Source organism: Dyadobacter sp. HNCC25DJ185 (assembly GCF_056895195.1).
On the sequence record NZ_JBXHAR010000005.1, the window covers coordinates 432,398 to 444,728 of the forward strand.

10 protein-coding genes are annotated in these 12,331 nt (G+C 46.5%); 1 reads left to right on the forward strand and 9 read right to left on the reverse strand.

The annotated features are described in order from the left end of the window. Both AC1XUF_RS16670 and AC1XUF_RS16675 read right to left on the reverse strand, forming a co-directional pair. Positions 1 to 693 (reverse strand): SGNH/GDSL hydrolase family protein, encoded by a 693-nt coding sequence (locus AC1XUF_RS16670; protein ID WP_483342954.1) that lies wholly within the window; start codon positions 691 to 693, stop codon positions 1 to 3. Between the two features lie 95 nt (positions 694 to 788). Further along, complete coding sequence (locus AC1XUF_RS16675) at positions 789 to 1,610, reverse strand: maleylpyruvate isomerase family mycothiol-dependent enzyme (protein ID WP_483342955.1); 822 nt, start codon at positions 1,608 to 1,610, stop codon at positions 789 to 791. Positions 1,611 to 1,776: 166 nt separating this feature from the next. On the opposite strand from AC1XUF_RS16675, the gene AC1XUF_RS16680 reads away from it, so the two are divergent. Further along, the gene (locus AC1XUF_RS16680) at positions 1,777 to 2,514 is read left to right on the forward strand and encodes a proteasome-type protease (RefSeq protein ID WP_483342956.1); all 738 of its coding nucleotides are present in this window, start codon (positions 1,777 to 1,779) and stop codon (positions 2,512 to 2,514) included. Between the two features lie 62 nt (positions 2,515 to 2,576). On the opposite strand, the gene AC1XUF_RS16685 is transcribed toward AC1XUF_RS16680, so the two are convergent. The 7 genes from AC1XUF_RS16685 to pdxA all read right to left on the reverse strand — a co-directional run bounded on the left by AC1XUF_RS16685 (position 2,577) and on the right by pdxA (position 12,246). Continuing rightward, positions 2,577 to 3,962 (reverse strand): M28 family peptidase, encoded by a 1,386-nt coding sequence (locus AC1XUF_RS16685; RefSeq protein ID WP_483342957.1) that lies wholly within the window; start codon positions 3,960 to 3,962, stop codon positions 2,577 to 2,579. Positions 3,963 to 4,001: 39 nt separating this feature from the next. Beyond that, positions 4,002 to 6,245, reverse strand: a complete 2,244-nt coding sequence (locus tag AC1XUF_RS16690) for an efflux RND transporter permease subunit (RefSeq protein ID WP_483342958.1) — start codon at positions 6,243 to 6,245, stop codon at positions 4,002 to 4,004. 149 nt (positions 6,246 to 6,394) lie between these two features. Then, positions 6,395 to 7,579 (reverse strand): class I SAM-dependent methyltransferase, encoded by a 1,185-nt coding sequence (locus AC1XUF_RS16695; protein WP_483342959.1) that lies wholly within the window; start codon positions 7,577 to 7,579, stop codon positions 6,395 to 6,397. Between the two features lie 65 nt (positions 7,580 to 7,644). Then, positions 7,645 to 9,444 carry a tetratricopeptide repeat-containing sensor histidine kinase gene (locus AC1XUF_RS16700; protein WP_483342960.1) on the reverse strand — a complete coding sequence of 600 codons (1,800 nt, stop codon included), beginning with the start codon at positions 9,442 to 9,444 and terminating at the stop codon, positions 7,645 to 7,647. Between the two features lie 172 nt (positions 9,445 to 9,616). Beyond that, positions 9,617 to 10,240 carry a DNA-3-methyladenine glycosylase gene (locus AC1XUF_RS16705; protein ID WP_483342961.1) on the reverse strand — a complete coding sequence of 208 codons (624 nt, stop codon included), beginning with the start codon at positions 10,238 to 10,240 and terminating at the stop codon, positions 9,617 to 9,619. 4 nt (positions 10,241 to 10,244) lie between these two features. Beyond that, on the reverse strand, positions 10,245 to 11,132 hold the full coding sequence (locus AC1XUF_RS16710) for a YicC/YloC family endoribonuclease (protein WP_483342962.1): 888 nt from the start codon (positions 11,130 to 11,132) through the stop codon (positions 10,245 to 10,247). A 4-nt stretch (positions 11,133 to 11,136) separates the two neighbouring features. Then, on the reverse strand, positions 11,137 to 12,246 hold the full coding sequence (gene pdxA / locus AC1XUF_RS16715; protein ID WP_483342963.1) for a 4-hydroxythreonine-4-phosphate dehydrogenase PdxA: 1,110 nt from the start codon (positions 12,244 to 12,246) through the stop codon (positions 11,137 to 11,139). Between the last annotated feature and the right edge of the window lie 85 nt (positions 12,247 to 12,331).

Below are 12,331 nucleotides of genomic sequence, written 5' to 3' on the forward strand. Positions count from 1 at the left end.
TCAGATCTTCGGTTTGATCCTGGTCAATGTTTCATTTACCCAAAGCTGATGCATCTTCCCTGAAAAATGCAGGTTGTCGCTGGCGATCAGCGTCGGATCGCTGAGGGCTTTGCGGGAAATGTCGGTAATGTTGATAAACAACACCTTTTCCTTGCTGCACTCTTCTGCGGCTACTTTATTAAAGGCATCGATTTCCCTGGCGACCCTGTCTTTTTCTGTTTCCCCAAAAGGCGTGACTCCCCAGTCGGGGATCGATAGTACAAACACTTTCTCAGCATTGCCACCGGCGTAGGCGATGCTTTTTTCAAGCAAATCATGAAACTGTGAACGGTATTCGTCTATGCTCCGACCCTGATACTGGTTGTTCACGCCGATCAGCAGGGATACCATATCATAAGGTTCATCGGGATGATAATTCTGGATGCCATCGAGCAGGTCTTTGGTGGTCCAGCCAGTGCGCGCTATGAAGTATGGCTGCTGCACATAGATACCATTTGCCTGGAGGTCGCGGGCCAGCAACACGGGCCATCTGTCGTCGTAGCCTACACTTTCACCAATCGTATAGGAATCGCCGAGCGCGAGGTAGGTCAGGCCGGTAGCGGTTGAATCTCCATCTTCGCGGACCGGCGCCGGGTCGCTTTTGCAGCCCGTCATCAGCAGGAGCAGGCCGAAAATCAGTAGTTGCGTTTTCATAAACCTATATACCATTTTCCAGTCCGTTTGGATCGATTTTGGAGTTTCTAACAATGTTAAATTTCCTTCTTAGTAATAACTGCTACGCTGGGAACCTACGCCATAACCGCAATCAGGTTTAATGAGACCTTCGCAAGATCTTGATCCCCAGTTACTATGGTAGTTTGGCGGGCTTCAAGAGGACTTAATGCCTTTGTGAAAAGCTTCCAGGCCGTGTCGGCAGGTAATGTGATGGCGGCAGCCGGCTGCGCAGACACTTCCTGCCCGATTTCCCAGCCTTTTTCAAGTTTAGTCAGGTACCAGTCTTTTTGCCCGTCCAGGACAATGCTGATCTTCACGACGGTCCCGCTTTTAGAGTCGGTGTTTCGATAAGTGTGAGGAAGTCCGAGCAACAATGTTTCTATAAATGGGTAAAAAAGCTCTGATGTGATAATGCCCTGCACGCCTACGGCCTCCCGGATCTGTTGCTGGTGATGCCACTTTTCGGTGTACTCCCTGGCCACATGAAACCAGTTTCTGGATACCTCCTCGCCAGCCCAGGAAACTGCAAATATCGCGTCGGCATTCATATCCTGGGCCGCCATGATTTCGGAATATTGCCTGCCGCTCATTTCAAGCAGCTCAGTCAGCAGAGCGGGGCTGAGTCTCCGGGAGGCATTTACCCAATCCGCGTTTAACTGATCAAGGTATCCTACCAGGTCGGTATAGGAGTGAATTTCGCGGTCGGGTTTGGACATGAACTGGTCGCGGTACAGGGAAATAGCACGGTAGTTGCCATCAAGCAAATGCGCCGCTACATCCCTGACTTTCCAAAGGCGGGCTACGGTTGGCCTTTCCCAATCTTCGCTAGAGAGAGACCTTAAAAGTTCAATCAGCTTTTGGTCGAGCAGAGGAAATAAATGAATGGTTTCGATCATTATTTCGGGTTTCTGTTTGCCGCAATTTTAAAAATTTATCATCAAAAAAGGATTTTTTTAGCTTCCCCATTGCTCAATTTGGTACTTTTGGGGTCGGTTTAAGTACCAGCCAGGCAGCATTCACCAATTATTTACCCACGCAGTCTGGCATTTAAAGAAAGAAAAAATGACTTATTGTTTAGGAATAAAAGTAAAAGAAGGGTTGGTTGCCATCGCCGACACCAGGATCACAGCCGGGACCAACACCACCGTTAAAAAGAAAATGTACGTCACCCAAAAGGACAATTACTCCATGTTTATCATGACCAGCGGGCTTCGCTCGGTGCGGGATAAGGCGGTACATTATTTTGAAGAACTGATCAATGAAGGCGTTGTTTATAACAAGCTTTACAAGGCAGTAAATGCCTTTGGAGAGCAGATCAAACGAGTTGCCGACGAGGATAAAGCCAATCTGGAACGCTCAGGGTTCAAGTTTAACCTCAATACCATCGTTGGCGGGCAGCTGAAAGACGATACAGATCATAAGCTCTTTCTGCTTTACTCGGAGGGGAATTGGGTGGAGCTGGACGAAGGCTCGCCTTACGTGATCATCGGAAATTCCGGCCAGGGCAAAGCGATACTCAACCGTGTGCTGAATGAAAATTCAACGATGAAGCAGGCGCTGAAAGCGGGATTTTTATCTTTTGATTCAACCAGAGTGAGCAACAACGATGTTGATTTCCCTATCGATGTAGTGCTTTATAAGAAGAACAGCTTCGCGATCGTACAGCACAGGTATGAGCAGAAGGATATGCAGTTAATCTCGGAAATATGGGCGGAGAAGCTAAAACAGGCGCTCGACGACATTCCGGAGGAGTGGATGGACCAGAGCTTTGAAAAAATTCCGGAGGTAACTATTAAATAAAAACGGGTAAATAAAAACGGGCGGCCGAATCGATTCAGCCGCCCGTTTTTATTTGGCCTCGGTTATTCGATACCGTATTTGTCGATCAGGTAGATCATCGATGCCATGGCCGCTGCTCCCAGGTCCAGTTCCCGCTTGCTAACTGCTTCAAAAGTATCGTTGGCAGCGTGATGGTAATCGAAGTAGCGCTGCGAATCTGGCACGAGGCCGAGCAGAACGGTGCCTTGCGCGGCCAGTGGGCCAATATCCGCCCCGCCTTCACGAAGCCCCAGCTCGTGGATCCCATAATCGTCAAACAGTTTCTGCCATTTCATAATCGCTGCCTTTTGGGCAGGTTTTCCGACAATCCCAAACCCGACGGGCCTGAACCCGCCGTTATCGGATTCCAGAGCGGCGATGTGTATTTCTTTTTTAGATTTTGCGGAGTCGGCATAGGCCATGCCTCCTTTCAGGCCATTTTCTTCATTCATGAACATGACGGCCCGCAATGTATTATTGGGCTGGTATCCCAAGGTTTTCAGAATCCTTAATGCTTCAATAGATTGTACGCAGCCCGAACCATCGTCGTGCGCGCCTTGTGCCAGGTCCCATGAATCGAGGTGTCCGCCCACGGCAATGTACTTAGTGGGCGTTTTTGTCCCTTTCAGTTCCCCAACCACATTGTGCGAGGGGGCGTCGGGTAATGTTTCGCAATGCTGTTCGAAGTAAAATTCAGCCTGGGCGTTCGCTTTTAATATGTTGCTGAGCATTTCGGCCCCGTTTGTGCTGATGGCCGCAGCAGGTATCATGGCTGCGCCGCTGGCGTAACGCATGCTGCCGGTATGCGGAAAATCATCAAGTCGGGTAGTCATGGACCTGACGATTGCGCCAACAGCGCCTAATTTTGCGGCCTCGCTGGCCCCGGCGCCACGCTGCTCTACCGCGCCGATATAAGCTTCAAAAGTATTGATCTTAGTTGGGTCCATAGGCCGGTTGAAGAACACAATCTTGCCTTTCACTTTGTCTGTCCCCAATTCGCGTAGCTGCTGAAAGCTTTTCACTTCGACTACCTGCGCCCTGAGACCGCCTTTTGGCGTTGCTACCGAGCCGCCCAGGGCTGCAATGGGCACTTCTGTTTTTTGTTTACCGCTGATGATCTGTGCTTTTTCCTTTGCTCCCCTCACCCAATGGGGTACCATCACATTTTGTAAAAAGACATGATCAAATTTTTCTGCAGCCATCACCGAGCGCGTATAATCAACCGCCTTGGCTGCTCCTGCTGAGCCACTCAATCTCGGCCCTATTTGCTGGGTCAGATGCCGAAGGTATTCGTAGGCTTTACCCTCGCTCAGAGCAGTACGGAATATTTTGCTGATAAAAACAGAATCAGCCTGGTAGCTGGTCTGCGCAAATGTAGCTGTGCTCAGTCCCAGAGAAAGGGCCGACAGCAGAGATAAACATCTTTTCATAAAGTAACAGGAGTTGATTTTTACAAATGTAAAACGCGTTTAGCTCGGTTTCACATTCCGGCCCTGTCTTTTAGCGATAGATAACAGCAATGCAGGCAAGAGTATCAGGTTGGTGCACATAGCTACCAACAATGTAATGGAGACCATCACGCCCATAGCTGCGGTGCCCCCGAAGCTGGAAGCTGAGAAAATTGAAAACCCGCAGAAAAGGATTATGGCGGTGTAGATCATGCTGAGCCCCGTTCCGAAAATAGATTTTGTAACAGCAATCGCAGGCGGAAAACCATTTTTATGTAGTTCCTCGCGGTAGCGGGTCAAAAAGTAAACGGTTCCGTCCGAAGCAATACCAAACGTAATACTGAAAATCAGAATGGTAGTTGGTTTGAAATAAATATCGAAATAGCCCATGATTCCGGCAGTCAGTGCCAGCGGAATGAGGCAGGGTAATTTGGAAAGCAAAATGATGGGGACTGAACGGAAAAGCACCATACCCACGATGGCAATAAGGCCGATGGCGATTGCCAGACTCTCGTATAAATTGCTGAGCAGGTAATCATTGCTTTTCAGGAATACCAGGCTGTGCCCGGTAAGGCTCACTTTATATTTTTGAGGACTAAAAATTGAGTCGACTTTCGGGCGTATTTGCCGCATGAGGACTTTAATCCGCTCGGAGCCTACATCGGCCATTTGAAAGCTGACGCGGGTAATGCTTTTATCCTCATTCAAAAAAGCATTGATCTGCTTGGTTGCGCCTTGTTTGCCCTGAACGTAGCCAGTCATTTTGTTCAGTTCGAGCACGCCGGGCAATGCGTAATATTTGGCATCCCCTCCGCGGTAAGCCTGGTAAAGGAAACGGGAAGCTTCGGCAACGGAAAGCGGCTTTGAAAACTCTGGAAACTTGGCCATTTCGTTTTGGAAGGCCTTGATCTTGTACAAGGCCTGTGCCTGATCAGCAAAAATCCCATTGGGCTGTTTGGTATCGATCATCACTTCGAAAGGCAACACACCATTGAAGTTCTTTTCAAAAAAACGGAGATCGGTATAAACCACGTCCTTTTTGGGAAGGTCGTCTACTACATATCCGATTGTTTTGATTTTGGTCATCCCGAAGGCAGATACGATGATCATTACCACCATGGCGATATAGATTTCCCGTCTGCGGTTGTGCACGAGATAGTCTATCTTTCTTAAGAAACCAATGGCCCATTTTCCTTCGAGGTGCTTCAGATGCCGGGCTTTCGGCACATCCATGTAATGCAGGGTGATGGGAAGCAGCACAAGACAAAGGACATAAGTTACCATGACGCTGATGGCCGCAACCACACCAAACTCGACGAGCAGGATACTGTTTGTGAAATAGAACACACCAAAACCGATTGCAGTGGTCATATTGGCCAGGAAAGTCGATAAACCGATCTGGCGGATCATTTCCCTCAAAGCCTCATCTTTGTTGTTATGGGATATCAGCTCCGACTGGTATTTATTAATCAGGAAAACACAATTAGGAACACCAATGACAATGAGAAGTGGAGGTATCAGTCCCGTCAGCGCAGTTATTTTGTAGTCAAACAGATGCAGTATCCCGACCGAAAATACCACTCCGATCAGCACCACTACAATTGAAAGTAATGTAAGCCTCAGCGACCTGAAAAATGCCCAGAGGATCAGTAGCGTAACAAAAACGGCCAGTCCCATGAACAACTCCATTTCACCGGAGATCTTCTTCATGTTCACGGTCCGTATGTAAGGCATACCTGAGTAGTGCAGGTCGGTCTGATATTTGTTGGCGAATTTCTCGGCAAGTGCCTCAATGTCGCCGACAATGCTCAGCCGACGTTTAGAATTGAGTGCTTTGTCATTGAAAGTAACAATAATTAAAGTAGCGTTGGACTTGCTGTTGAGGATAAGCCCCTCGTAGAATGGTAGGTTGGCGATTTCTTTTTTAATACTGTCTGCTTCGGCTTGCGTAGCAGGTACCTGCTTGATGACGGGTTCGAAATCAAACCGGGTAAGGCTATCATTCCGGACAATTTTGTTGACATTGGCTAACGAGAGTACATTTTTGATACCCGGAGTCGCCTTGATTTCCTGTGAAAGCCTGCACCAATCGCGAAACTTGTTGATCTCAAAAAGCTGCGGGTCCTGCCATCCGATCACCATCACGCTGCCATCTTCACCAAACAGTTTCCTGAATTCCTGATATTCTTTTTCAACCGGATCGTTGGAGGGTAAAATTCTTGCAAAATTGTATGAGAGTTCAATTTTACTGGCTTCGAAAGCCATGAAGACCGTTGATACTAACACTATTGCAACCCACAACAACCGGTATCGGATAATGTAAGCTGCTATTTTATTCCACATATCATTTAATCAGGTTACCACAAAAAGTTGCAAATATACGGACAGAGAGGGGAAAGAGGGATTTTTGTTGGTTAAATACCGGTCATTCTTTCCAAATGATGGTATCCGATTCCGAAGTAGCGCTTGGCTTGCTCTATTTTTTTCAATAACAAAGTCTGGTCTGCCTTACTTTTATGATCCTTGATTCCAACGATCATGACGTTTTTGGGTGTATGTTCATCGGAAACGAATTCAAAAACTTTCGTCTTGTATCCAAAGTACTCAAGAATCATTGCCCTGATCCCGTCGGTGACCATCTCAGCCTGCCTTTCCAGAAAAATGCCATATTTTGTCAAGAATAGGAGATCATTATCGGCTTTGTTTTTTTCCATTTCGCGGCGGATCTGTTTATGGCAGCATGGGGCAACTACAATTAGTTCTGAACCGGCAGTTATTCCCTTATAAAGTGCGTCGTCGGTCGCGGTATCACAGGCATGCAGGGCGATCAGGATATCCGTTCCTGTGCTGTCATATTGCTCGATCGTCCCTTCTTTAAAATGAAGGTTGTTAAAATTAGCGTTCCAGGCAATACTGTTGCATAAGTTCACCAGGTCTGGACGAAACTCGACGCCAGTTACTTCGGCATCAATGTCCAGCACATTTCGAAGGTAATCGTACAATGCAAAGGTGAGATATCCTTTACCCGAGCCCATATCGGCCACTTTCAGCTTCTCTCTCACCGGAATTTCTTTGATCAGGCTGCTCAGGATCTCAATGTAGTGATTGATCTGCCGGTATTTGTCCTGGGCATTTTTCAGGACATTCCCACCCTCGTCGGTTATTTTCAGATTGTGCAGGTAACCCTTTTTTTGGGGTTGGATCAGGCGGTGTTTGGTCTTGTCGTGATCCATCGATGGGACTTCCCGGATTTGCGTTTCTTTTTTTCTGAGGGTTATTTTCTTGCCTGAATGTATTTCAAGCTGCAGGTCAAATGTGCTGGTCAGAAGCGTCGCAGTGTGGAAGTCGCGGCCAATGAAGTCAGCAAGTAACTGCCTGGATTCACCTACGGAGTAGTTTTTGATGATGTCCCTGGTTTTGTACCGGTATGTGAAACTCAGCTTTTCTTCCTTTTTGATCTGGACTCTTTTTATGTAGATGTTTTTGAGATTTTCCTCGGCTCCTTTATAGTTTCCGAGAGAAAGCTTGGCGAAGGAGTTTCCGGCAAGGCTTTCGTTAAAAGCAAGTATAAATTCCTGTACCTTTTCAACAATGTTCATGAGCGCTTGGTCTTATCTTTAAGCTAACACCAAAAATCCGGGTGCAGTTTGGTTTCGCTGTAAAGTTAACGTGCGACGATCTTTGGAATTTCAATCTCTACGCGTGTGCCGCTGTTTTGTTCATTCAGGATCTGGATTTTTCCTTGGACACTTTCAACCCGACCTTTTACATTTTTCAGGCCCATACCATGGCTGGCCGTTTCGATGATGCCGCTCCCATTATCGCTGACGATCAGTGTAATGTTTTTTTGGTTTTCGGTCAGGTCAATCGAAGCGCGGCTTGCGCCTGAATGCCTGATGATATTATTGGTCAATTCCAGTATAATGCTGTATAACTCGAATTCAATTTTACTGTTTAGCCGGTTACTAAAACCGGAAAGGTTGAATCTGAATTCTATATTCTTATTCTCGTTCAACTTGCTGATCAGCCGGTTGAGCGCTACGATCAGCCCATTTTCTTCCAGTTCTGCTGGCATCAGGTTGTGCGAGAGACTCCTGACCTCACGGTACGCGGAACCGACCATCTGGTGGACGCTGTCATAAATTTTCTGCTCTTCGGGGGAAAGCACCTTTTTGTCTATACCATATAAGTACCAGTTCAGCGAAGCAAGTGTGCCTCCCAGATGGTCGTGCAGCTCGGCAGCTACACGCTTACGTTCAATGGTTTGCCCCTGGATCAGCGCTTCCTTGATTTCTGCATTTTTCCTCCTCAACTTTTTGTTATTAAGCCAGAGAAATGTCGCAAATCCGATGATCAGGCATGAAAAACCGATCAGGAATGTCTGGATTGTTTTTTGCTCTGTAATGATGTTTTGCTGGATTGCCGAATCTTTCAGCTCGTTCTCGTAGGTGAGCTGATACATGGTAGTCTGGCGCTCCACATATTCGTCGTGCACCATTCGGCGGTTATGATTGACCTGCTCGCAATAGTCCAACGCTTCTGCATACATTTTTTTTCCTTTGTATGCCCTGGAAAGCGTAATCAGGGCCCAGTTTGTTTGTTGGGTCGAATGGTAAATCTTGGAATATTCAAGCGCTTTGAGGCCGGCTTCAATGGCTTTATCGTATTTTTCCTGCTTGAAGTAGGTATTGCTGAGATCATTGAGCGTATTCAGCTCACCATAGCGGCTATTGACTTTTCGGGAAAGTGCGAGGCTTTTTTTGAAAAAGCTTTCGGCCGCCGGATACCTGCTGATCCGCACGTTCATGTATCCTCTGCTTTGCAAAACAGTTGATTTCCCCCAATCGGAGTTCAACTTAGTAAAGATTCGATAGGACTCGTCGTAATACCGGTTGGCCTCGTCGTAGATGCTTTTTTCACGGTAGCAATTGGCCAGATTTTCCAGGGTCAGGGCTTTGGCACTGTCGGCACCGAGTTCGGAGAAAATGGCAATTGCTTCGTCGTAATTAATCCGTGCAGAATCCCATTGCCGGTATTCCGAGTAACTTTCAGCCATGAATCTTTTTGCATGCGCTGTATAAAGTGGCAGATTCAGTCTCTTGGATAAGGTCATCGTCTCATTGGATAATTCCCGCAGAATATCATAACTGCCATCCAAAAGATAATAGGTACTCAACAGATTATAGGCGAGTATCTTTCCTTTGCTCCACTGATGTTTTTGAGACAGGAACAGGACGTGCTTTGCATAAAACATGGACCTTTCCGCATCGACAAAAAGATAGGAAGTACCCAGCCTGTAATATTTAAGGACAAGCGCGGTATCTTCTTCAAAATTTTCACGTGGCACCGCTTCTACAAATTCAGGCTTACGACCCGATGGGTTGTCGTCGGCTGACTGACAACCACTTCCCGAAAGAAATGCGCCAAAAAAGAGAATGGAAATTAGCTTGTAGAGGTTACTCATATCATCCTGATACCATGTGGCAAGATTTTCCGAAGGAGCGGAAAAAGTAAAAGAGTTTCATGGCAATCGTTGAGATTCGATGTTCACCAGTTCAAATATAAAAAATCAATCGCAATATCATATTGGTTATTCCCGATCGAATTGAATATTTTGAAGTATCAAAAACAAGCCTTCAGGATTTGCTGACAAAAATATTGTCCTTGATAAAATAGCGGTAAGGTAGATCTTTCCCTACATTAATGCCGATCCTTGCAGAAGAAATGATCTCGAAGCCGGTTATAACAGCAGGCGTTATAAATAGGGGAGCTTCTGCCAGGTGGAGATTATTATGAAGGGAACGTTCGATGCCCATTGCTCTCACCAACCTGCCTGGTCCCCTGCAAAGTTCTCTAAGGCTGATTTTCTTGTCTCCCACGGGCCTAACCGTTTTTCCGACTGGCATAAGCCGGCGTTGTTCCATCAATGCTACGCCGCTGGTGGGTTGTAGGGCACGGATTAGTACCGCTTCACCGATGCCCTCCTCATTGCTGACCACATTGAAACATTCGTACATTCCGTAAATCAGATAGATATAGATGGTTCCCGGAAGTCCGTACATGGGTTCTGTCCTCGGTGTCCGGCGGTTATAGGCATGACTGGCGGGATCGCCCTGAATATAGGCTTCTGTTTCAACGATGATCCCGCTGGTGATCCCGTCTGCATGGATGTGGACCAACTCACAGCCCAGCAGTTTCCGGGCTAGTGAACGTGTGTCGTATTTTTCAAAAAAAGAATGCGATAATCTTTCCTGCGGCATTCAATCAGATGATATTCATCGTTTGCTCCTTGATTTTTTCGAGTTCATCCTTCATTTGCACAACCAGATGTTGGATGGAAACGTCGTTTGCCTTAGAGCCGATCGTATTGACTTCCCTGCCGATTTCCTGAGCGATGAAGTTCAACTTTTTACCATTGCTTTCAGAGGCCTTCATTGTTTCGAGAAAGTAGGTTAGGTGATTGGCCAGTCGTATCTTCTCTTCCGAAATATCGAATTTTTCGACATAGTAAATCAATTCCTGCTCAAACCGGTTTGTATCGAAATTATCGTCAGACAACAATTCCCTGACCTGCTTTTCGAGCCTTTCGCGCACCGCTGGTATTCTTAGCTTATCCTGATCGGCGACGCTATCCAACAACGTTTGAATGGTCTTGATATATTCGACAAACTTATCGGAAGTCATTTTGCCTTCCTGCTCTCTGAAAACGGTGCACTTGCGTAGCGCTTCCATCACCGCCACCTTAATCTGTGCCCAATCATTTTCTTTACCGGAGTCGTCAACGGTTTCATTGTTGTACGCATTAGGCATCTGAAGTGCGATTCTCAGCAATTCGGTGGTATCAGGGGCAAATCCGAGATCATTAGCAGTAGAGACGAGGTCCTGGTAATAAGCAGAGACCAATTGGCGATTGACAGACGTGGATGCCACAGTTTTGCCTACAGGTTGAACTGTGAGCGTAAATTCCACCTTGCCCCTTTCGAGTGATTGTGTGATCAGGTTTCGGATTTCGATTTCTTTTTCCGAATAGTTGCGGGGGATGCGACAATAAATATCCAGAAATTTTGAGTTAAGGGTCTTGATTTCAACCGTAACATTGATTGAATCGGATTCGATGTTGGATACACCGTATCCGGTCATTGATTTTAGCATTTTGTTAGTTGTTAAATCGTTGTTTTCCACCGGATTTGGCAGGATGCTGGCTCTCGGAAGGCTGGGGTTTTGACACCAGCGCATTTTTTTCTATTTCGGCATTGAAAGCCCTGAACCTGGATACATCGCAAGCCATGTATATAGCTTGCAGTAAAGATCCGGGCTCCGCCAGGTTTTTGCCGGCTATGTTGTAGGCTGTGCCGTGATCCGGAGATGTCCGGACTGCAGAAAGGCCTGCGGTGAAATTGACACCTTCGTTAAAAGCAAGCGTTTTGAAAGGAATAAGACCTTGATCATGGTACATGGCCAGTACGGCGTCGTATTGTTTATAAGTGCCGGCGGCAAAAAAGCCATCGGCGGGGAAAGGTCCGATAACAAGATTGCCTTTCTCTTTGAAGTGCTTGATGACTGGCTGGATAATCTCGATTTCTTCATTTCCGAGCAATCCATTTTCTCCGGCGTGCGGATTAAGCCCAAGGACAGCCAGTCTTGGTTTTTTTATGCCAAAATCCCCTTTTAAGGATTGTAATATCTGTTCGATCTTGGAGCTCAGCTTCTCTGCCGTGATCTGGGACCTCACTTTCTCCAGTGGTATATGGCCTGTCAAAACGCCTACGCGGAGATCGCCAGCTACCATGAACATCAAAGCCTCTTCTTTATCAAATGCCTGTGCCAGGTACTCGGTATGTCCGGGGAATTTGAAAGTGTCGCTCTGAATATTGTCTTTATTGATAGGGCCGGTAACGAGGGCGTGGATTTTTCCTTCCTTAAGATCTTCAACCGCCCGTTTCAGTGAAGAAAGCGATCCTTGTCCGGCTTCGGCTGTAATTTTGCCAGGCTGTATTTCTGTCTGATGATCATGCCAGCAAGTAATGACGTTGGTTAATTTATGGTTAGCCTGTTCGGGTTTCTGAATACCATGGAGCGTCCAGTCCTTCATTTCCAATTGATTTCGGTACTGGTTTAAAACTCTCAGAGATCCGTAAATAATAGGGGTGCACAATTTTGCTAACTGATTTCCTTCTAGTGCTTTAAGGATCACTTCAGGCCCGATGCCATTGTAATCGCCGATTGTAATTCCTATGATGGGTTTGTCGATATGCTGTTCGCTCATGTAGGTAAAATGCTGTTGGGTCTATTCTGCGGAGTAATTCTATATTACTTTTGCCAAAAGTTTAGTCGGCAAGTTACAAAAAATC